A 19,498-nucleotide genomic window follows, 5' to 3' on the forward strand; every position below is an offset into this window, starting at 1 on the left:
ATGTCAAGCGGCGAACACAGCCTGTGTGCCGCGAAGGTGGAGGACGGGAAATTGCAGGATGCGGTCTATATCGTTGCGGCCAAACGCACGCCGATCGGCAAGCTGAATGGCGCGCTCGCCGGCCTTTCGGCGGCGGAACTGGGCGGGCAGCTCATTCAGGCGATGCTGGCCGGAACCGGGCTCGCGCCAGGATCCGTCAGCGAAGTGATCATGGGCCAGGTGCTGACCGGCGGCGCCGGGCAGAACCCGGCAAGACAGGCATCACTCAATGCCGGCCTGCCGGTCAGCGTCCCCGCCATGACGGTCAACAAGGTGTGCGGCGCCGGCCAGAAGTCGATCCATCTTGCCGCGCAGGCCATTCGCTGCGGCGACGCCGATTGCGTGATTGCCGGCGGACAGGATTCGATGACATCGGCGCCGCACTTCATTCCAGGCGTTCGCGGCGGCGTGCGCATGGGCGACCAGGTCGTCAAGGATTCGATGATCACCGACGGGCTGTGGGACGCCTTCCATCAGGTCCATATGGGCGTCACGGTCGAGTCGCTGGCGCGGCGCTACCAGATCACGCGCGATGAGCAGGACCGCTTCGCGCTGCGCTCGCAGGAGAAAGCCGACGCCGCCATCCGCTCGGCAAGGTTCGATGATGAGATTGTGCCTGTCTGCGTAAAGACCAGGCAAGGCGATGTCGTTGTCGACCGTGACGAGCACCCAAACCCCTCGACCACCCTCGCAGGGCTTGGCCGGCTGAAGCCGGTCTTCGAACGAGAGGGGACAATCACGGCCGGCAACTCCTCCGGCCTCAACGATGGGGCCGCCGCCGTGCTGGTGATGTCGGAGACACGGATGAACGAACTCGGGCTAAAGCCCCTCGCCCGCATCGCGTCCTACGCCTCGGCGGGTGTCGAGCCGATGGATATGGGGCTTGGCCCTGTCGCGGCGTCGCGCCTTGCGCTGGAGAAGGCCGGCTGGCGGGCGTCCGAGATCGACGTCATGGAGATCAACGAAGCCTTCGCCGCGCAGGCGATCGCGGTCAACCGCGAGATGGGCTGGAACGAGGAGATCATCAACATGAGTGGCGGCGCCATCGCGCTCGGCCACCCGCTGGCCGGATCCGGCTGCCGCATCGTGGTGACGCTGCTTCACGAGATGACGAGGCGCAAGGTCCGCAAGGGCCTGGCCTCGCTCTGCATAGGCGGCGGCCAGGGTGTGGCGATCTGCCTGGAGCGGTGAAAGTAGGCTCTGATCGGTTGGCGTCCGAGGGCTTTGCACAACGGGCTTGGCCAAGCCACCTCTGGAATTTCGTCGCTGCGAATGACTCCAGCTGCCCGGGAGGATGTGAGGGCCGGCCTTTGGCCGGTCCACATGCGCCCAGATCACGGGCAGCACGACATCACGAAGCGGATGCGGCGGCCTGGGGGCGTACTCCACGTCCGAACTCGACGTCCCAGCTACGCTCCGCTTGCGCGGCCTCACCGCTTAGTCCGAGTTTGGGGAAAAGCAGTTCAGCAACGTTGAACGCCTCTTCCAGATGCGGGTAGCCCGATGCGATGATCGTCTCGATGCCGATGTCCTGATACTCACGAATCCGCGCCGCGACATTGTCGGGATTGCCGACCAGCGCCGTTCCCGCACCGCCGCGCACCAGCCCGGGTCCCGCCCACAAATTCGGACCGACGACCAGCCGGTCGCGCCGGCCCTGATGAAGCGCCGACATGCGCTTTTGGCCGACGGATTCCGAGATATTGGTGAACCCGTTCTGGGCTTCGGCGATCAGGTCGTCGGTGACATGGCTGACCAGCCGGTCGGCCGCCGCCCAGGCCTCATCTTCCGTTTCGCGCACGATCAGATGAATGCGAAGGCCGAAGCGCATCGTCCGGCCTTGTGCCGCGGCGGCCTTCCTCACGCGATCGATCTTTTCGGCAAGCTGGTCCACCGGCTCGCCCCAGCTCAGATAGGCGTCGACATGCTTGGCGGCGATCGCAATGCCGGCGTCGGATGAGCCTCCGAACCACAGTGGCGGATGGGGCTGCTGAACTGGCGGGAAGGAAATGTCGGTGCCATGGGCAGACAGATACTTGCCCTCGAAATCAGCCGGCTCGCCCGAAAGTATCCGCCGCCAGATGGTGAGGAACTCGTCGGTCTGCGCATAGCGCTCGTCATGACCGAGCTTGTTGCCGTCGCCGGCAAGGTCGGCCGGGTCGGCTCCGGTGACGACATTGAGCAGGACCCGACCACCGGAAATGCGGTCCAGGGTGGCCGCATGGCGCGCGAACAGGGCCGGTGTTCCGCTGCCCGGCCGCAGCGCCACGAGAAACTTGAGCCGTTCGGTGAGCGGGATCAGCCCCGCCGCCACGATCCAGGCATCCTCGCACCGCGTCCCGGTAGGCAGGAGCACGCCCTTGAAGCCAAGCCGATCGGCGGCCTGGGCAATCTCCCTGAGATATCCGAACGTCGCCGGACGGTGCCGTTCGTCCGTGCCGAGATACGGCCCATCGCCATGGGTCGGCAGGTACCAGTAGAGGTCGACCGGACGGGTGTTGCTGGACATCGGATTGTTCCTACAGGGGCTGTGGAATGTGGGGCAGGCGTCAGATCTTGCCCTTCCAGGGGATGAGGCGATGCTCCAGCCAGCGCATGCCGCTGGTGAAGGCGAAAGCAAGGATGGCGATGACGATGAGGCCGACGAATACGACATCGGTGGCGAGGAAATTGGCCGCCGACATGATCATGTAGCCAAGGCCCGACTGGGCCGCGATCAACTCGGCCGCGACCAGCGTCGACAGGCCGGCACCAATGGCAATCTTCAGGCCGGTCATGATTTCCGGCAATGCGGACGGCAGGATGATGCTGGTGAACAGCTGCAAGCGGCTGGCGCCAAGCGACAGCGCGGCATTGATCCGTTCGATGGGTACGGACCTGACACCGGCCTGTGCGGCAAAGCAGATCGGAGCAAAGGTCGACAGCGACAGGAGCACGATCTTGGAAGTCTCGCCGATGCCCAGCCAGATGATCAGCAGCGGCAGGTAGGCCAAAGGCGGCAGGCCCCAATAGAGGTCGATCGGAACGCTGAAGATGCCCTTGACCCAGCGATTGAGCCCCATCAGCAAACCAAGCGGAATGCCAAGGAAAATACCAACGCCGAGCGCCGCGGCGATACGGCCAAGGCTTGCCAGCGTGTGGTCAAGGAGCGTGCCGTTGGCATAACCGTCGGCCCAGACAGCGCTGAACTGGGTCAGTACCTCGGCGGGCGAAGGCAGGAACAGCGGCGAGGCCCAGCCGAAATGCGCGGCGAGGAACCACAATGCGATCAGCGCAGCCAGCGTGACCAGGCTGATGCCGAGCGTGCTTGTCGATGTGGACCGGCGCGGCCGAGCGGACCGCGCACGCTGAGTTGTCGAGGCTGGAAATGAAGTTCCCGAATTGGCGGCAAGCGTCATTGCAAGGTTCCTTTGCGGGCGCCTTCCGGCAGGTGGATGAGCGAGCGGATTTCTTGACGCAGTTCGATGAAACGTGGGTGGGACTGGATTGGCCCGATGTCGCCGGTCTCGGCGAACTCGCGCACGAAATCGGCGTCGAACCGAGCAACGATGCGGCCAGGCCGAGGCGACATCACAACGATGGTCGTGCCGAGCGTAAGGGCTTCCTCGATGGAATGGGTGATGAACAGGATCTGCTTGCCGGTCTTGGCCCAGACCGAGGCCAGAAGCTGCTGCATCGTTTCGCGCGTCAGGCTGTCGAGGGCACCGAAAGGCTCGTCCATCAACAGTATCTTCGGATCTGTGGCCAGCGCACGCGCGATGCCGACGCGCTGGCGCATGCCGCCGGACAGTTCGTAGGGCGGCTTTTCGGCGAAATCGGCGAGCCCGACCAGTTCCAGCAGGCGTCGTGATTGCTCACGTCGGTCGCCGCGCCGCACGCCTCGGTATTTCAGGCCGAGAGCAACATTGTCCAACACGCTGGCCCAGGGCAGCAAGGTATCCTTCTGGAACACGACGCCCCGATCGCCGCCGGGCGCGACAATCTCCTTTCCGTCCAGCGTGATCGAGCCTTCGGTTAGCGGCAGGAAGCCGGCGATCGCGTTGAGCAATGTCGACTTGCCGCATCCGGAAGCTCCGACCGCGACGACGATGGAATCCGGGGCGATGTCGAGCGAGACGTGATCGAGCGCGTGTACCTCCTGACCGTCCGAGGCTGGAAAGGTGACGCTGGCGTCGCGAATTCGAAGCATGGTGGCCTCCAGGCAGTCTGGCTGGCGGGATTTCCGCCAGCCAGAACCGAATGTCGTTCGGGGATTTCTAGTTGGAGGCCTTGGCGGCCTCCGCATATTGCGGATCGGCGGCCGCGGCGTAGCTGTCCTTGATGGTGGTGATCTTCTTCTGGTCCTTCAGGAAGCCCGCGGTGTCCTTGAGGATCTTCGCAACGGCGCTCTTGTCGCCACCACCCAGCCATTTATCCGACACCTGCTCGTCAAGCGGCGGAACGACAGTCGTCTTCAATTGCTCGGAATTCTCGGCCGCCGTGCCGCCCTGCAATTTGGCGATCGCCTTGGCGTTCTCGGAGTCCGGTCCCCAGGCGGCCGGATTGCCGAGATAGGACGTGGTGTAGCCGTCGATCAGCCGGACATACTGGCCAAGGAAGTCGGGATTGGCCTTGGCGAAATCGCCAGTCACGACCAGCGCGCTGAAGGTCGGCGCGCCACGATCGGCAACCTGGCCGGCCGTGAGCAGGACCTTGCCGTTCTTCTTGAGTTCGGAGAGTGCGGGATCCCAGACGAAGGCACCGTCGATGTCGCCGCGCTTCCAGGCCGCGACAATCTCGGGCTGTGGAATGGCGATGACCTGGGTTTCCTTCTCGGAAATGCCTTCCTGCTTGAGCACGGCGAGAAGCTGGTAGTGGTCGGTGGAGACCGGCGCGGCGGCGAGCTTCTTGCCCCGCAGGTCGGCCGGGGTCTTGATCTCGGGCCGGACAACCAGGGCTTCGCCGTCACGAGATACCGACGAGATGTAGAACGCCTTCACGTCGATGCCCTTGCTGACGGCAGCGGCGAACGGGCTCGATCCGACATCCCCGATCTGGACGTCGCCGGACGCGATGGCGGCAAAGATGTCGGCGCCCGAGTTGAAGCGGCGGAACTCAATGTCCCAACCGGTCTTCTTGGCAAGATCACCATTGGCGATGCCGAGATTGTAGGGATTGGCACCGGTCTGGTAGGCGATGACGACTTTCTTGTCGGCGGCGTGCGCTGCAGCGGAAATGGCTGCCAGGGCAAACCCGACAAGGGTGGCGGAAATCAGCTTTCGCATGGCATTCAGTCCTTTTGAACAGAGGGCAAACCCCTCGATTGCCCGCCCTGGCCAAGAGCGTCGGACTAAATTCCACTTAACTTATAGACTTAGATAGAAATGAAATTCTGAAATGCGGCTCGCCTTTGAAAAAGAAGCAGGCCCCAACATCGGGTTTGTCGCGCGTGGCGACTGTCGAGCCAAATCTGGTGCCTGGACCGCACAATTGGCGTCGGCCGGTATCCGCGTCTATTTCATCACGAACCCAGATCCGGGACCGCGCGGATGGCGCATTCTCGACGGAAGGCGATGACTTGCTCCTTCAGCGCGCCAATGGACAGCTGTCGCTTCAAGTCACCGCGCCACAACCTTTTTCGACCGGGGACCAGAAACCTACTGCGGCTTGTCGCTCGGCGCCCATTTGAAGTGATCGCCGTCTTTCTCGATATAGCCGACACCCGGGAAGGGGAAATGTGGCGCAAAGATCATTTCGTGGTCCTCGGCCAGTGTCGCCAAAGTCTTGGCCCGGTTGTGCTCCGCCTCCGGCTTGTCGCCGTCGAAGGCCACCGCCCAGTCGGGCTTGGCGAGCGAGAGGATCGAACTGTGCACGGTATCGCCGATATCGAAAAGCCGTTCTTTTCCGGATTTGATCTGATAGCCGACATGGCCTGGCGTATGGCCCTTGAGCGCTACCGAGGTGATGCCGGGGGCCACCTGGGCGCCGGCCTTGAACGGTTTCACGTGATCGGCGATCACCTTGACGATATCGGCCACTGCCTTGTTGGACTTGGCAAAATTCCACTCCACGTCCGACATCCGTATCGTGGCGTTGGGGAAAGCGAGTTGCCCGTCCTTGACCAGCCCTCCGATATGATCGGGGTGAGAATGGGTGATCAATATTTCACTGACGTCACCTGCTTTCACCCCGGCCTTGGACAGGCTGTCCTGCAGCGCGCCGCCGACCCCGGTGTCGATCAGCATAGCGCTGTTCTTCGATTTCACCAGCAAGGCATCGACGCTCAACGTGATGGTGTCAGTCGGAGCCCCTGCGGCCTTGAGCAATTCGCCGACCTCCGCGGGGCTGTGATCGAGGCCGAAGGTCGTGCCATCGTTTGGCTTCACGAACTGGGCGTCATGCAAGGCGATAATGTCAAGCTCGCCAAGCTTGAACGACTTGGCGTCCGGCTGCTGCGCAGGCATCTGCGCCATTGCAAACCCCTGATGCAGAACCACCAAGGCCGTCACGGCCATCAGCCTGACCGTGGAATTGAACCTTGTCATATGGGTATCCTCTCGCTGCGGGCAGCGTGACCGTAACGGATTACCTCCATCGCGACAGGCAGTTTGGGGCTCCGTTCGATCACAAATGCGCTAGCGGATATAGGTCTCAAGCATGCTCCGGAAACGCCAGTCCGTGGCCGATCCCCGTTTTCCTGGGACGAGTTCACGAAGCTGGCGCACAAGCCTTCCCCAACGCCGCCCTTGGCGATGGCGTAGTCGAGGTAGGCATCGTCCTCTTCCGTACGGATCATACGATGGCGAGGCGTCCGCATTTCCAAGCGAGGCAAACCGGCAAGGAAAAGCCCGCCATGGTTCGCCATGGCGGGCCTCACATGCTGCAACTTCGATCAGGCTGGCTCAGCCAACCCTGACCACGAAATGCTTGGTCACCGGCTCGATGATCTTCCAGGTTCCCTTGAAATCGGCTTCCACGACGAACGCGTCGCCGGGACCCACTTCGACAGGCGTGCCGCCGTCCGGTGTGATGATGATGCGGCCGGCGATCATGTGCACGAACTCGTAATCGGTATAGGTCGCGTGATAGGTGCCGGGCGACGCCCGCCAGGTTCCCGATATGACCTTGCCGTCCGCGGTCGTGTGCTGGACAGCGGTTTGCATGGTCGGCTGCCCCTCGACCGCGATCCAGCCAGGCAGGTCGCCGGCTTCCGCGTGTTCGACGGGGCCGAATTTGAGGATCGTCTTGTTCGTCATGCCGGGCTCCTTTTGCTTCATCTGTCCGAGAGGTCGGATAGCCGATGCGCATGACGGGAGCAATGCAAATACCAGGAGAACCAGCGGCGCTTCCGCATCAGGCAACCCAGCTAGGGACGTCCCGCTGCCCGCTCCCGCGCTACGGCTTGTGCCGGGCCGAGACGAGTTCGGCCTTGCGGCGCGCCGTTTCCAGCCCGAGACCGATGAAGGCGCGCGCATGCTTTGCGAGCGCCATATTGTCGGTCCACAGATTGCGCCAGATCGCGGTTTTCTTCGACAGGTTCTCATCCACGATCTCCGAGGAGAAGGATTCGAAGCTGAGATCGTCGGCGTAGCCGATTGCCGTCAGCGCATCGAAAATCCCTGCGAAGTCGATGTTGCCGGTGCCCAGGAAGCCGCGATGGCTTTCACCGATATGGACATAACCGATCTTGCCCGCGGCGTGGCGGATGGCCAGCCCGACATCGGCCTCCTCGATGTTCATGTGGAACGTGTCGAGATGCAGGAAGATGTTGTCCGACCCGGTGTCCTCGATGAAGGCCAAACCTTGCGCGGCGGTGTTGAGCAGATTGCTTTCGAAGCGGTTGACGATCTCGAGATTGAGCGTGACGCCGGCCGCTTTCGCCGTCTCGGCGACCTTGGCCAATGTTCCGGCGCTGCGGTTCCATTGGTCGCGCGTCGGCGCTTCGACCTGCAGGCCGTGGCTGGCCGACAGGATGCCCGCGACCTTGCGGCCGCCAAGGTCGCGCGTCAGCGCGATGGTCTCGTTGAGGATTTCGACGCCACGCGCGGCGACCGCCTTGTCGGCGCTCGATATGTCGCCGTCGCCTGGCAATCCGATGCTGATCGCCACGCCGAGGCCGAGATCGGCGATACGTTTGGCAAGCCCGCCAATGTCGACATCGGCGGGATCGAGATAGGAGAATTCGATCAGGTCGAAGCCCGCCTCCCTGGTGTTGGCCAGCGTGCGCTCGAGCTCGCTCTGCGCCGAGCTTGCCGACCAGACAAAAGAATGGATTCCGATGCGCGACATGATCGTCTCCGGGTTAGAGCAATTCCAGGAAAAGTGTGAGCGGTTTTCCCACAGGAATTGCGTTAAAACAAAGAGATAGAGCGGTTCGCCGTTTCCGTGAAACGGTGAAACGCTCTAGCGGCGATGAGGAAGGCGCGGCCGGATCAACCCGGCCGCGCCTGTGTCGGACTGATCAGCGGGCCGCGGTCCAGCCCTTGTAGTCCTTCAGGTTCTCGGCGGTGATCAGCTTGGGATCGAGCAGCACGGTTGCCTCCGCCGGCTTCTTGCCGGCGAGCAGCTCCGCCGCCATCGTCAGCGACTGGCCGGCCATCACATAGGGGTCCTGCGAGGCCGAGGCCTTGATCATCGAGGTGCCGGAAGAGAGCTCCTTTTCGATATCGGGCGCGCCGTCGACCGCGGTGATGATGAACTCAGAGCGGTTGAGCTGCTTGGCGGCGAGCTGGGCGCCGATCGCGGTCGGATCGTTGATGGCGAACACCGCGTCGATCTTGTCGAAACGGGTGAGCAGCGACTGGAACACCTTCAGGCCGCCGTCGCGCGAACCTTCGGCGTTCTGGTCGTCCGAGAGGATCTTGATGTCGGGATGCTGCGAAAGCACGTTCTTGCAGCCCTTGACCCGCTCCAGGATCGACGACGACGCCGGGCCGTTGAGGATGACGTAGTCACCCTTGCCGCCGGTGTGGTCGACCAGGTACTGGCAGGCTTCCTCGCCAGCCTTGACGTTGTTGGTCATCACGGTGACGTCGGCGCCCGGCGCCGAAACGTCGAAGGCGGCAACGATGATGCCGGCGGCCTGTGCCTTCTTCACCGCTGGTGCGATCGCCTTGGCGTCGACAGCGTTGAGCATGATCACGTCGACGCCGGCGGCGATGAAGGAATCGACCTGCGAGACCTGCTTGTTGAGGTCATAGTCGGCCGAAACCGACGTCACCTCGACCTTCGGGTTGATCTTCTTGGCCGCGTCCTCGATGCCCTTGATGGTGGCGACGAAGAAGGGGTTGCCGAGCAGGCCGACCGAGATGCCGACCTTGTTGAGGTCCTTGGCCGATGCCGGCGCGATGGCGACAGCCGCGAATGCGGCGCCGCAGAGCAGTTTGGCGATGGTCTTCATTACGCTTACTTCCTCCAATTGCCCCGCGCCTCTCACGGTGCGTTACACAAGCCGGCCTTTGATGCCGGCGACCAGGTCACTCACGTTCTCGCCCCTGCCTGGAGCCGGTAGCGGTCGAGGGCGACCGCCACGATGATGACCAATCCCTTGATGATGTACTGCCAGATGTCCGAAACGCCGGCCAAGATGAGCCCGTTGGAGAGCACCGCGATGATCAGGCCGCCGATCAGCGTGCCCCAGATCGAGCCGACGCCGCCGACGAAGCTGGTACCGCCCAGGATGACCGCGGCGATGGCGTCGAGTTCGTAGGACTGGCCGAGCTGCAGGCCGTTGGCGGCGTAGAGCCTTGCCGCCGACATGGCGCCGCCCAGCCCGGCGAGCAGGCCCGAAACGCCATAGACGAACAGCAGCACCAGCGGCACCTTGATGCCGGTCAGCCGCGCCGCCTCGGCATTGCCGCCGACTGCATAGATCCAGGTGCCGAGCACCGTGCGCTTGAGCACCAGCCAGGACAGCACGACGACCGACAATGCGATGACGACCAGCCAGGGAATGCCGAACAGCGAGCCGTTGCCGATGAAGTCGAACGGCAGGTCGGAGTTGAACACGGTCGTATCCTGCCCGAGCAGGCGGGCAATGCCGCGCACGGCCGTCAGCGAGCCCAGCGTGACGATGAAGGGTGGCAGCCTGATATAGGCGACGAGCAGTCCGTTGATGAGGCCAAAGCCGAGGCCGGCCAGGATGGCCGCCGGCACGCCGAGCAGACCCCAGTCAGGCACCAATGACACCAGCACCGCCACCATAGCCGCGGCGGCGAGGATGGAGCCGACCGACAGGTCGATGCCGCCGGTCAGGATGACGAAGGTCATTCCCGCCGCCAGCACGATGTTGATCGACGATTGCTGCGTGACGATGAGCAGGTTGGTTTCGGTGAGGAAGCGGGGATTGATGAACTGGAAGCCGGCCGCCAGCAGCACCAGCACGGGCAGCATGCCAAGTGCGGCGAAGGCGGTGCGCAGCCGGCGGCTCCTGACCGCGGCCTGATCCACGCTCGTCGTCGTTCTGTCGGTCATTCCTGGGCCGCTCCCGTCGCAAGTTCCATGATCGCTTCCTGACGAAGCGGCTCGCCCCCGGATGCAGTCACCTCGCCCGCTATGGTGCCGTCGCGCATCACCAGCACGCGGTCGGCGACGCCGATCACCTCGGGCAATTCGCTGGAGATCATCAGGATGGCGATGCCTTTGTTGGCGAGATTGTCGATCAGCCGGTAGATTTCCGACTTGGCGCCGACATCGACGCCCCGGGTCGGCTCGTCGAGGATGACGACCTTCGGCTCGGTCTCCAGCAGCCTGGCGAGCAGCACTTTCTGCTGGTTGCCGCCCGACAGCGAGCCCGCATTGGCCTGCGCCGAACGGGTACGGATCGACAGGTCGGTGATCGCTTTTGCCGCACGCCTGTCGGCGGCGCTGAAATCGCGGAATCCGGCGGCCCGCGCGTCCCTGGCCAGCACGCCCATGTTGATGTTGTCGGAAATCGACATGTCGAGGAACAGGCCGAGCTCCTTGCGGTCCTCGGTGAGGTAGGCGATGCCGGCATCGAGCGCCTCGCGCGGCGAGCCGATGGAGATCGGTTTGCCCTCGAGCTCCACCGTGCCCGATATGCGTTTGTCGGCGCCGAAGATCAGCCGGGCGAGTTCGGTGCGGCCGGAACCGACAAGACCCGCCAGGGCCAGCACCTCGCCCTTGTGGAGGTCGAACGAACAGTTCTTCAACAGGCGCCCGTCTGACATGCCGTGCACCGAGAGCGCGACCGCGCGCTTCTCGTCCGGTGGGCGATGATCCTTCTTGTAGAAGGCGGAGAGATCGCGTCCGACCATCATCGACACAAGTCGCGAAGCGTTGAGGTCGGCGCGCTCCAGCGTGCCGACATAGCCGCTGTCGCGCAGCACGCTGACGCGATCGGCGAGCTGGTAGACCTCTTCCATGCGGTGGCTGATATAGATAATGGCGATGCCTTGCGATTTCAGCGTCGCGATCACCTCGAACAGGCTGTCGGTCTCGCGCGAGGTCAGCGACGTGGTCGGCTCGTCCATGACGATGATGCGCGCATTGGTCGATAACGCGCGCGCGATCTCGACCAGCTGGCGCTCGCCGAGCGACAGGCCGGAGACCAGGGCGCGCGCCGAGAAGGAAACGCCGAGCCGCGTGATGATGTCGTTCGCGCGCCGGCTGCACTGGTCACGGTCGACGATGCCGAAGCGCCGCGGCTCGTTGCCGAGGAAGATGTTTTGCGCCACCGTCAGGTTAGGCGCCAGCGACAGCTCCTGATAGATCACCGCGATACCCGCGGCGCGCGCCTTGATCGGATCGCCGGTCGCGGCTGGCGCGCCATCGATCAGGATCTCGCCGCCGGGATCCGGCCGATAGGCGCCCGACAGCACTTTCATCAGCGTCGACTTGCCGGCGCCGTTTTCGCCCATCAGCGCGTGCAGCTCGCCGGCGTGGACGGTGAGCGAGACATCGTGCAGGGCGCGGATCGCGCCGAAAGTCTTGGAGATGTGGCGCATCTCCAGCACTGGATGACTGCTTGCGTGTTTCTGAGCCGGCACGCTCATCGTGCACCACCCGCTGCCTTGACGGCGGCGCCCCGCGCGGCAATGCGGTCGCGCCAGGCCTCGCGATAGCCGGCGAGACCGCCGAAGACCGCCGCATGCACCGGCTCTGGCGCCTCGGTGGCGAATTCGCGCCCAACGCTCTCGAAGGCGAGCGCCGCAGCCCCCGTGGCACTGCCTTCCAGTGAGGCGCCCTGCAGGAAGGCCTGGCCGGGACGCAATTGCGCAATGAGCCCGGCAAGCAGGCCGCCGGCGTTCAGCCCGCCATCGACGATGACGGTGTTTTGCGAATGGATGAGGTCAAGGCAGAGATCGACCATCAGCGCCACATAGAGCAGAGCCGCCGCGGCGCGTTCTCCGGCATCGGGCATGCGCCCGACCAGCCGGCCTGCACTGCCCGGCATCGGCCCGCCCGGCGCGAAGCTCGGCAGCGCCATGATGCCGGCGTCGATCGCTTGCTGGATCGAGCCACGCGGGATCGCGCCTTGCCAGTCGTCGCTGATGACGGCGAATTCGCGGCCGCCCATGAAGCGGATGGTCGGCACCGGACCGCCGTCGACATCGACATTGACCAGCATGTCGCGCTCGCGGTCGAGCGCATCCAGCGGACAGTCGGGATTGAGCACGATGACCCAGGTGCCGGTCGACACTACGGTCAGCGGGCCAAGGTCCTGCCGGCGATAGGCATGCAGCGCCGCATTCGAGTCGTGAACGCCATTGTGGATGGCGATCGGCCGCGCCGCGCCTGCAAGGCGCCGCTCGCCGATGACCGTGCCGGCGCGCTCGAAGGCCGGCATCCGGCCGCGCCACCCCTGGGCATCGACCAATGAGGAGAAATCGCGCTTGCGCGGCGCCCACAAATGCGAATGGCAACCGAGATAGGACACTTCGCAGGCTGCCCGGCCGCCCAGGCGCCAGCTCCAGTATTGCGGATAGCCGAGGATCGATTTCGCCGCCGCGAACGCATCGGGATCGACCTCCTGCAGCCACAGCATGTGACGACCATAGTTGAAGCCGAGCGGCAGGCGGGGCGAGAACGTCTCGGAGAAGTCCGGGATGCTGCGATCGATCCGCGCGGCGATTTCGGCCGGCGGTTCCTGCTCGTAGTCGAGGATTGGATGCGTCAGCGCCGCGTCATCTACGAGAGCAAAGGTGCAGCCATGGCCGGACACCATCACCCCTTCCACGCCATGGTTTTCGACCGCGTCCGCGACGGCACCGAGTGCCCAATCATGGAGCTCGGCCTCGGCGAGCACGCTGAATCCGTCCTTGCGCGTCCATTTCGGCTGGGTCCGGCGCTCGTCGAGAATGCGTCCGTCCTGGCTGAAGACGAACAGCTTCGAATTGGTCTTGCCGAAATCGAGCACCGCCAGCCTCATGGGATCGCCCCCGAAGTGGAGGCAATCCGCACCATGACCCCGGCATCGTCCAGCATGCGCGCATCGGCGTCGGAGAGCCCGTCATCAGTCACCAGCGTCCCGATGCGCGACAGGGGCAGCGCGACATTGCGCGCATGGATCGACAGTTTGCGGCTGTCGGCCAGCACCACGATCTGGTCGGAGCAGAGGCTGAGGTCGACGATGGAGCGCACCAGCAGCGGGTGCGATTCCAGCACCCCTTCCTGGTTGAGACCTTGCGCGCCGAGAAAGAATTTCGATGCGTAGAAGGGCGTTGCCAGGGTCAGGGAATGGATGATGCCGGGCTCGCGATGCAGGTCACCACCTGCAACAGTCAGGCTGCAATGGCCGTGGTCGCTGAGATAGGCCGCCAGCGGCATCGAATTGGTGTAGAGGCGGATGTTGCGGTCGGCGAGCTTGACCCCGAGGTGGAAGCAAGTCGAGCCGCCATGGACGATGACGGCGTCGCCATCGCGCACCATGGTCGCCGCTACGGCCGCGATCTGCCGCTTGGCCTCGACGGCAAGGTCACGGTTTTCGTCATAGGGCCTGGCATAGGCAATGCCCGCCTGCGAGGCGCCATCGAGCGCCGAGATGCCGCCATAGACCTTGCGCGCCTCACCGGCCTCGTCGATCCGGTCGATGTCGCGCCTGACCGTTGCAGCCGAAACGCCAAGCCGCTCCTGCAGCTCGCGCACTGAGGCAAACGGGCGATCCCGCAGCAGTTCGACGATCTGACGCTGGCGGCCGGAGTCGCTCAACTTTTTCCTCCCAATGCCATTTTCCCATGGCAATTGGCGCAACTTACTCAACATTAGTGAGATTGCAAGCCAGTTTTGATGATAGTAGATCACTGTTGACGTAAGTCGCTCGCATCTGCGATATCAGCGCCAACAGCGGCCCGGGCGACGGGATTTCGTGCAGCGTGGAAGGAATGGCGCCATGGCAACCCAAGCTGACGCGCAGGAGCTGGCGGCCTTGCGGGCACTTTCAGCCGGCATTGGGCTGGACGCGCATATGACCCAGGCGGCCGGCGGCAACACCTCGCTCAAGGCCGGCGACACGCTTTGGATCAAGGCGTCCGGCACCTGGCTGAAGGATGCGCTCACCGACGACATCATGGTGCCGGTGGCGATGGCGCCGCTGCTCAAGGCGGTCGAGGAGCGCGACCCGGCCGCCGACAAGCCCCAGGGCTTCGCCATTGCGGCGCTCAATCCGCGCGGCCTGCGCCCATCGATCGAGACCACGGTGCACGCTTTGATGCCGCAGCGCGTGGTTTTGCATGTCCACTGCGTCGACACGATCTCGCTTGCCGTGCAGGCCGATGGCGAAGCCCAGGTCGCCAAGCGGCTGGGGGGCATCGAATGGGCCCACGTGCCCTATTTCCGGCCGGGCCTGCCGCTTGCCCGCGGCATTGCCGAGAAGCTGCGGCCTGGCGTCGACGTACTGATCCTCGGCAATCACGGGCTGGTCGTCGCCGCCGAAACCGTCGCCGAGGCGGATCGTCTGCTCCACCGCGTCCGGTCGCTGCTGGCGCGCCCGGCGCGCGCGACCATCGCACCCGACATCGCGGCCCTGACCGCGCTTGCCGGCGAAGGCGCCTACCGATTGCCGGCCGATGTCGAAGCCCATGCCGTCGCGCTCGATCCGGAAAGCCGCCGCATGGCCGGGGCCGGCAGCCTCTATCCCGACCACGTCATCTTCCTCGGCCAGGGCTCGGTCGTGGCGAGGCCCGGCGAAGACGCCGCGGGTGTCACCGCGCGGCTTGGCGCGGCACCCGTTGCGATCCTGTTCCCCGATGCCGGCGTGCTGATGCGCGGCGACGCCAGCGCCGGCGCGGACGCCATGCAGCGCTGCCTGGCCGACGTGACGGCACGCGTCGATGTCGCGGCCCGATTGAGCTATCTCACCGCCGCCGAGAATGACGAACTGGTCAATTGGGACGCCGAACAGTATCGCCAGAAGCTGAATGCCGCCGGTTAGCAAAGGACTGAAGACATGATGCCACTTGTCATCGGCATCGATATCGGCACATCGGGCGCGCGCGCTGTCGCGATGCGCCCGGACTTTTCGATTGCCGGCCAGTCCGCCGTCCGGCTCGACAGATTCGGCCAGGATCCCCGCGCCCCCTCGGCATGGTGGCAAGCGGTCCAGGCGGCTCTGGCGGAACTGCTTTCGGGCATCGACCGCGCCGCGGTCCGCGCCATCGCCGTCGACGGCACGTCGGGTACACTGCTGCCGGTCGACGCCGCGGGGCAGCCGCTGGCCGAGCCGCTGATGTACAACGACAAGGTCGCCGAGGGGGATATACTGGCCGCGATCGCCCGCGAGGCGCCGGACGCAAGCGCCGCCCACGGCGCGACCTCCGGCCTCGCCAAGGCGTTGCGGTTCCAGCATCTGCCCGGTATCGCGGCCGTGCTGCACCAGGCCGACTGGATTGCCGGAAATCTCTCTGGCCGCTTCGATGTCAGCGACGAGAACAATGCCCTGAAGACAGGCTATGACGTCGAGGCCCGCCGCTGGCCGGACTGGATCGCGGCCACCGGCATGCGCATGGACTTGCTGCCTGATGTCGTCGAGCCGGGCGACATCACCGGCTCGCTCACCGCGGCCGCCGCGGAACTGTTCGGTTTGTCGCGCAATGTGGTCGTGGTCGCCGGCACCACCGATGGCTGCGCCTCGTTCCTGGCGACGGGCGCCACGGCGGCCGGCGACGGCGTCACGGCGCTGGGATCCTCGCTGACCATCAAGATCCTGTCCGACCGGCCGATCTCGGCGCCACGCTTCGGCATCTACAGCCATCGCCTCGGCGATACCTGGCTGGCCGGCGGTGCATCGAATTCCGGCGGCAAGGTGTTGGCTCAGCATTTTCCACTGGCGCGGATCATCGAGCTCAGCGCGGCAATCGATCCCGCGACCGAGACCGGCCTCGACTATTACCCGCTCAGCGTACCAGGCGAGCGGTTCCCGATCGCCGATCCGACCCTGCCGCCACGCCTTGACCCGAGGCCGGCTGACGACACCGATTATCTCAAGGCGATGTTGGAAGGGATGGCCGCGATCGAAGCACTCGGCTATCGCAGATTGGCCGAACTTGGCGCGCCGGCGCTGACATCGGTCAGGAGCGTGGGAGGCGGTGCCGCAAATCCGGCCTGGACTGCCATCCGGCGGCGCAAGCTCGGCGTCGACTTCCTGCCCGCACTTTCCGACGAGGCCGCCGCCGGCACCGCGCGGCTGGCGCTGAGGGGTGCAAGCAAGGCAGGACTCATATGAGCGCGAAAACAATCGAGCGACTCGACGGTATCGGACCGCTGGCTGGCCGCTACCAGGTTTTCCTGCTCGACCAGTTCGGCGTACTGCATGACGGCCAGGCCCCCTATCCAGGCGCGGTAGAGGCATTGTCGGCGCTGAAGCGTGCCGGCAAGACGGTGGTGCTGATTTCCAACTCCGGCAAACGCGCCAGCCCCAATGAGGATCGCCTGCTGAAGCTCGGCTTCGCCGCCGGAAGCTGGGACCATTTTGTCTCCTCCGGCGAGGTGGCGTGGCGGTCCTTCAATGACATGGCGGCATCGGGAAGGCTGCGCCCGGGCACAAAGTGCCTGCTGATCAGCCGCGACGACGACCGCACCGCGGTCGAAGGCCTGCCCTTTGTGCTGACGCAGGCAGGCGAAGACGCCGAACTGGTGCTGATCTCGGCCAGCGAGGGCGACCGCCATGACCTCGACCATTATCGCCGGCTGCTTGCCCCGGCGGCGGCCCGCGAGGTACCCTGCTTCTGCACCAATCCCGACCGGATCATGCTTACGGCGGTCGGACCCCGTTTCGGCGCGGGCGAGATCGCCGATCTCTACGAGGAGTTCGGCGGCAGCGTCACCCGCATCGGCAAGCCCTATCCGGCGATTTTCGACGCGGCCCTGGCACTGGCCGGCGAGCCCGATCGCGCCAGCGTGGTCTGCGTTGGCGACAGCGTCGAGCATGACATTGCGGGCGGAAACGGTTCCGGCATCGCCACGGCATTGGTTCTGAGCGGGATACTGGCGGACACACCGGATCTTGCCGCCGTTTTCGACGAGCAGCAGGCCTGGCCAGATTACATTACCGGGTCCTTCAGCCTGCGCTGACCGCCTCGAGCATGCGCCTTGCGCTTTCCTCGTCGGTGATCAGGATCGTCGGCGCGATCAGGTTCATGGCGCCGAGCAGGGCCTCGATCTTCTCCTCGCCGCCAGAGGTCAGGATGCGGATCGGCGCCTTGCGCAGGCGGTCGACATCCACCGACATCACCAGGCTGTTGATCGGATGGTCGACCAGATCGCCATTGCGGTCGAAGAAGTGGAACAGAAGGTCGCCGACCGCGCCGCGCGAGACCAGCGCCTCGCGCTCCGCCTCCTTGAGGAAGCCGCCCCGATAGAAGGTCGTCGCGGAGGCAATGCCGCCGATCGACAGCAGCACGGCGTCAAGCGTGTCGGCCATCTCGAAGATTTCCTGCAGGCCGCAGCGCTCCACCAGCGCGATCTTGGTCTCGACGCTGTCGACAACGGCCGGTGTCGGAATGAGATAGCCGTCACCCTGGAAGACCTGGGCGAACCGCCAGGCGAACTCCGCCGGATTGTAGCGACGCGCGACGCCAACGCCGCCCAGCAGCGAGATCACCTTGAAGTCCGAGAGCGACCTGGCGCTGATGAACGGCAGGCTCGAGAACAACGTCCGGCCCCAGCCGACGCCGACGCGCATGCCGGATTTCATCGTATCGGACAGGAAGATCCCGGTCTTGGCGCTGATCGCGGGGATCGGGTCGGCATTGGGCGCGGTGAGCGGCGCCACCAGCGCCTGCTGCAGGCCGAACGTCCGCTCCAGCGCGCGCTCCAGCCGCACGATCTCCGACAATTCGCTCTCGATGGTGATCTTCACCTCGTTGCGCGAACGCGCCTCCGCCAGCATGCGCACGATGGTGACGCGGCCGACGCCAAGCACGTCGGCGATCTCGTTCTGCGTCATCTGTTCGACGAAATACATCCAGGCGGCCCTAATCCTCAGACGATCCGTCCGGCTTTCGCTGACGACCTGTTCGGTCGCTTCGGCTCCCGCCCGACCTTCGTCGATTTGTCGTCGCCTGGCCAAATCATCCCTCCCCCGCGGTGACGGCGCGCGCGTCCGTCACCGATTCTGCGTGCTGGTCTAGTATCGCCTATTGATCTACCAATCGATAGGAACAATGTAGAGTTGGTGGCCGCCCCTTCCTGGCGGCAATCCACGGCACTTTCGAGGCAAACCGCGATGCTCCGACAAATCTCCGAAGACGTCCGCGTCAACCTGAAGGACCGGTTGCGGGAAGTCAGAGACATCATCAGGCAGAGCCGCCATGATGGCAGCGGCGACGCCAGCGTCCTGCGCGAGGCGACCAGCCATCTGCCGCCGTTTCCGGGCAAGGGCATCGAAGGCTTGCTCAGCCACGCCGCCAGCGCCGTCGACGAGGCGCTGTCGATCGCCGAATCCTTTGTCCCGCATGAGCGTCCTATCAAGGTGGACGGCACGACCGTAAAGGGCCTTGGCACCTATTTCCCGGCCGGAAACGAACAGCGGCAGTTGAGTGCCGAGCGCCTGTTCCGACGCGACATGTACTATCTGGCCAAGGCGGTGCTTGCCGGGCTCAAGGTCGAAAACGCCCGCATCCACGAAGCCGATTTCGCAGCCGCTCACGCCGCCATGCGCAAGCGCCATGCTGATCTGTTGGCGGCCCTGGCCGCGCCGGGTGCCGGGCTGCCGGCTATCGCGGCCACCTGCGCGGCGTTGCTGGTCGAGTTGCTCGGCCACCGTCCGGCCCGCTTTGGCGACGCCGCGCCGGAAATGGCGGGGGAGCGGGCCCTCGACATAAGCTGCCTGGCGCCGGTCGTTCTGGCCTGCGGCCTGGCGACCACCGGCCGCGACGGCGCGCCGGAGCCTGACATGCTGGAGATCGCGATCCTGGCGGTCGATATCCGTCATGACCGCATCCTGCAGGCCTGCGCCAAGGCAAGCCCGGTCGATGAGCTGACGCCTGTCTTCGCCACCTTGCTTGCGCATTTGCCGTAGGCC

Annotated in this window: 18 protein-coding genes; 5 read left to right on the plus strand and 13 right to left on the minus strand. The window is 64.9% G+C overall.

The genetic code is table 11. From position 1 onward, the window contains the following. Nucleotides 1–1,230, plus strand: coding sequence for an acetyl-CoA C-acetyltransferase (locus FJ977_RS14975; RefSeq protein ID WP_140772507.1), 1,230 nt, complete (start codon nt 1–3; stop codon nt 1,228–1,230). 160 nt (nt 1,231–1,390) lie between these two features. Here FJ977_RS14975 and ssuD read toward each other — a convergent pair whose 3' ends face one another. The 12 genes from ssuD to FJ977_RS15035 form a co-directional block, all read right to left on the minus strand. Beyond that, a complete protein-coding gene (gene ssuD, locus FJ977_RS14980) occupies nt 1,391–2,548 on the minus strand; it encodes an FMNH2-dependent alkanesulfonate monooxygenase (protein ID WP_140772509.1) in 1,158 nt (385 codons plus the stop codon). Between the two features lie 40 nt (nt 2,549–2,588). Then, nucleotides 2,589–3,437 carry an ABC transporter permease subunit gene (locus FJ977_RS14985; protein WP_140772511.1) on the minus strand — a complete coding sequence of 283 codons (849 nt, stop codon included), beginning with the start codon at nt 3,435–3,437 and terminating at the stop codon, nt 2,589–2,591. Next, entirely contained in the window at nt 3,434–4,228 is a 795-nt protein-coding gene (locus FJ977_RS14990) for an ABC transporter ATP-binding protein (RefSeq protein ID WP_140772513.1), read from the minus strand. Before FJ977_RS14990 ends, FJ977_RS14985 begins: the two co-directional genes overlap by 4 nt. Nucleotides 4,229–4,295: 67 nt before the next feature. Continuing rightward, the gene (gene tauA / locus FJ977_RS14995; RefSeq protein ID WP_140772515.1) at nt 4,296–5,303 is read right to left on the minus strand and encodes a taurine ABC transporter substrate-binding protein; all 1,008 of its coding nucleotides are present in this window, start codon (nt 5,301–5,303) and stop codon (nt 4,296–4,298) included. A 372-nt stretch (nt 5,304–5,675) separates the two neighbouring features. Continuing rightward, complete coding sequence (locus tag FJ977_RS15000; RefSeq protein WP_140772517.1) at nt 5,676–6,563, minus strand: MBL fold metallo-hydrolase; 888 nt, start codon at nt 6,561–6,563, stop codon at nt 5,676–5,678. A gap of 357 nt (nt 6,564–6,920) precedes the next feature. Continuing rightward, nucleotides 6,921–7,274 (minus strand): cupin domain-containing protein, encoded by a 354-nt coding sequence (locus tag FJ977_RS15005; protein ID WP_056576558.1) that lies wholly within the window; start codon nt 7,272–7,274, stop codon nt 6,921–6,923. A gap of 139 nt (nt 7,275–7,413) precedes the next feature. Continuing rightward, nucleotides 7,414–8,307, minus strand: a complete 894-nt coding sequence (locus FJ977_RS15010) for a sugar phosphate isomerase/epimerase (RefSeq protein ID WP_140772519.1) — start codon at nt 8,305–8,307, stop codon at nt 7,414–7,416. A gap of 172 nt (nt 8,308–8,479) precedes the next feature. Then, on the minus strand, nt 8,480–9,418 hold the full coding sequence (locus FJ977_RS15015; RefSeq protein WP_140772521.1) for an ABC transporter substrate-binding protein: 939 nt from the start codon (nt 9,416–9,418) through the stop codon (nt 8,480–8,482). Between the two features lie 80 nt (nt 9,419–9,498). Then, complete coding sequence (locus tag FJ977_RS15020; RefSeq protein ID WP_140772523.1) at nt 9,499–10,491, minus strand: ribose ABC transporter permease; 993 nt, start codon at nt 10,489–10,491, stop codon at nt 9,499–9,501. After that, complete coding sequence (locus tag FJ977_RS15025) at nt 10,488–12,032, minus strand: sugar ABC transporter ATP-binding protein (protein ID WP_140772524.1); 1,545 nt, start codon at nt 12,030–12,032, stop codon at nt 10,488–10,490. The genes FJ977_RS15020 and FJ977_RS15025 overlap by 4 nt, the downstream gene beginning before the upstream one ends. Continuing rightward, entirely contained in the window at nt 12,029–13,408 is a 1,380-nt protein-coding gene (locus FJ977_RS15030) for an FGGY-family carbohydrate kinase (protein ID WP_140772526.1), read from the minus strand. The genes FJ977_RS15025 and FJ977_RS15030 overlap by 4 nt, the downstream gene beginning before the upstream one ends. Further along, a complete protein-coding gene (locus FJ977_RS15035) occupies nt 13,405–14,187 on the minus strand; it encodes a DeoR/GlpR family DNA-binding transcription regulator (RefSeq protein WP_140772528.1) in 783 nt (260 codons plus the stop codon). Before FJ977_RS15035 ends, FJ977_RS15030 begins: the two co-directional genes overlap by 4 nt. A 181-nt stretch (nt 14,188–14,368) precedes the next feature. On the opposite strand from FJ977_RS15035, the gene FJ977_RS15040 reads away from it, so the two are divergent. From FJ977_RS15040 to FJ977_RS15050, 3 genes are read left to right on the plus strand one after another with little or no spacing between them, the layout of a single operon-like run. Beyond that, nucleotides 14,369–15,409: a class II aldolase/adducin family protein gene (locus FJ977_RS15040; RefSeq protein ID WP_140772530.1), complete on the plus strand. Its 1,041-nt coding sequence runs from the start codon at nt 14,369–14,371 to the stop codon at nt 15,407–15,409. A gap of 15 nt (nt 15,410–15,424) precedes the next feature. Next, nucleotides 15,425–16,699 carry an FGGY-family carbohydrate kinase gene (locus FJ977_RS15045; protein ID WP_140772532.1) on the plus strand — a complete coding sequence of 425 codons (1,275 nt, stop codon included), beginning with the start codon at nt 15,425–15,427 and terminating at the stop codon, nt 16,697–16,699. Next, nucleotides 16,696–17,547, plus strand: a complete 852-nt coding sequence (locus tag FJ977_RS15050; protein WP_140772534.1) for a TIGR01459 family HAD-type hydrolase — start codon at nt 16,696–16,698, stop codon at nt 17,545–17,547. Before FJ977_RS15045 ends, FJ977_RS15050 begins: the two co-directional genes overlap by 4 nt. Here FJ977_RS15050 and FJ977_RS15055 read toward each other — a convergent pair. Beyond that, entirely contained in the window at nt 17,534–18,526 is a 993-nt protein-coding gene (locus FJ977_RS15055) for a sugar-binding transcriptional regulator (protein WP_244735522.1), read from the minus strand. The two genes, FJ977_RS15050 and FJ977_RS15055, sit on opposite strands and share 14 nt — an antisense overlap. A gap of 174 nt (nt 18,527–18,700) precedes the next feature. On the opposite strand from FJ977_RS15055, the gene FJ977_RS15060 reads away from it, so the two are divergent. Continuing rightward, complete coding sequence (locus FJ977_RS15060; protein WP_140772538.1) at nt 18,701–19,495, plus strand: hypothetical protein; 795 nt, start codon at nt 18,701–18,703, stop codon at nt 19,493–19,495. Nucleotides 19,496–19,498: the final 3 nt, after the last annotated feature.

The sequence above is a fragment of the Mesorhizobium sp. B2-1-3A genome, assembly GCF_006442655.1.
GTDB lineage: Bacteria > Pseudomonadota > Alphaproteobacteria > Rhizobiales > Rhizobiaceae > Mesorhizobium.

What these genes read in the sequence shown, in the direction of transcription:
- FJ977_RS15030 (WP_140772526.1), bottom strand. Translation starts at nt 13,408, where the DNA reads ATGAGGCTGGCGGTGCTCGATTTCGGCAAGACCAATTCGAAGCTGTTC.
- FJ977_RS14985 (WP_140772511.1), bottom strand. Translation starts at nt 3,437, where the DNA reads ATGACGCTTGCCGCCAATTCGGGAACTTCATTTCCAGCCTCGACAACT.
- FJ977_RS15020 (WP_140772523.1), bottom strand. Translation starts at nt 10,491, where the DNA reads ATGACCGACAGAACGACGACGAGCGTGGATCAGGCCGCGGTCAGGAGC.
- FJ977_RS15040 (WP_140772530.1), top strand. Translation starts at nt 14,369, where the DNA reads ATGGCAACCCAAGCTGACGCGCAGGAGCTGGCGGCCTTGCGGGCACTT.
- FJ977_RS14990 (WP_140772513.1), bottom strand. Translation starts at nt 4,228, where the DNA reads ATGCTTCGAATTCGCGACGCCAGCGTCACCTTTCCAGCCTCGGACGGT.
- FJ977_RS14975 (WP_140772507.1), top strand. Translation starts at nt 1, where the DNA reads ATGTCAAGCGGCGAACACAGCCTGTGTGCCGCGAAGGTGGAGGACGGG.
- ssuD (WP_140772509.1), bottom strand. Translation starts at nt 2,548, where the DNA reads ATGTCCAGCAACACCCGTCCGGTCGACCTCTACTGGTACCTGCCGACC.
- FJ977_RS15000 (WP_140772517.1), bottom strand. Translation starts at nt 6,563, where the DNA reads ATGACAAGGTTCAATTCCACGGTCAGGCTGATGGCCGTGACGGCCTTG.
- FJ977_RS15050 (WP_140772534.1), top strand. Translation starts at nt 16,696, where the DNA reads ATGAGCGCGAAAACAATCGAGCGACTCGACGGTATCGGACCGCTGGCT.
- FJ977_RS15060 (WP_140772538.1), top strand. Translation starts at nt 18,701, where the DNA reads ATGCTCCGACAAATCTCCGAAGACGTCCGCGTCAACCTGAAGGACCGG.
- FJ977_RS15005 (WP_056576558.1), bottom strand. Translation starts at nt 7,274, where the DNA reads ATGACGAACAAGACGATCCTCAAATTCGGCCCCGTCGAACACGCGGAA.
- FJ977_RS15025 (WP_140772524.1), bottom strand. Translation starts at nt 12,032, where the DNA reads ATGAGCGTGCCGGCTCAGAAACACGCAAGCAGTCATCCAGTGCTGGAG.
- FJ977_RS15045 (WP_140772532.1), top strand. Translation starts at nt 15,425, where the DNA reads ATGATGCCACTTGTCATCGGCATCGATATCGGCACATCGGGCGCGCGC.
- tauA (WP_140772515.1), bottom strand. Translation starts at nt 5,303, where the DNA reads ATGCGAAAGCTGATTTCCGCCACCCTTGTCGGGTTTGCCCTGGCAGCC.
- FJ977_RS15015 (WP_140772521.1), bottom strand. Translation starts at nt 9,418, where the DNA reads ATGAAGACCATCGCCAAACTGCTCTGCGGCGCCGCATTCGCGGCTGTC.
- FJ977_RS15010 (WP_140772519.1), bottom strand. Translation starts at nt 8,307, where the DNA reads ATGTCGCGCATCGGAATCCATTCTTTTGTCTGGTCGGCAAGCTCGGCG.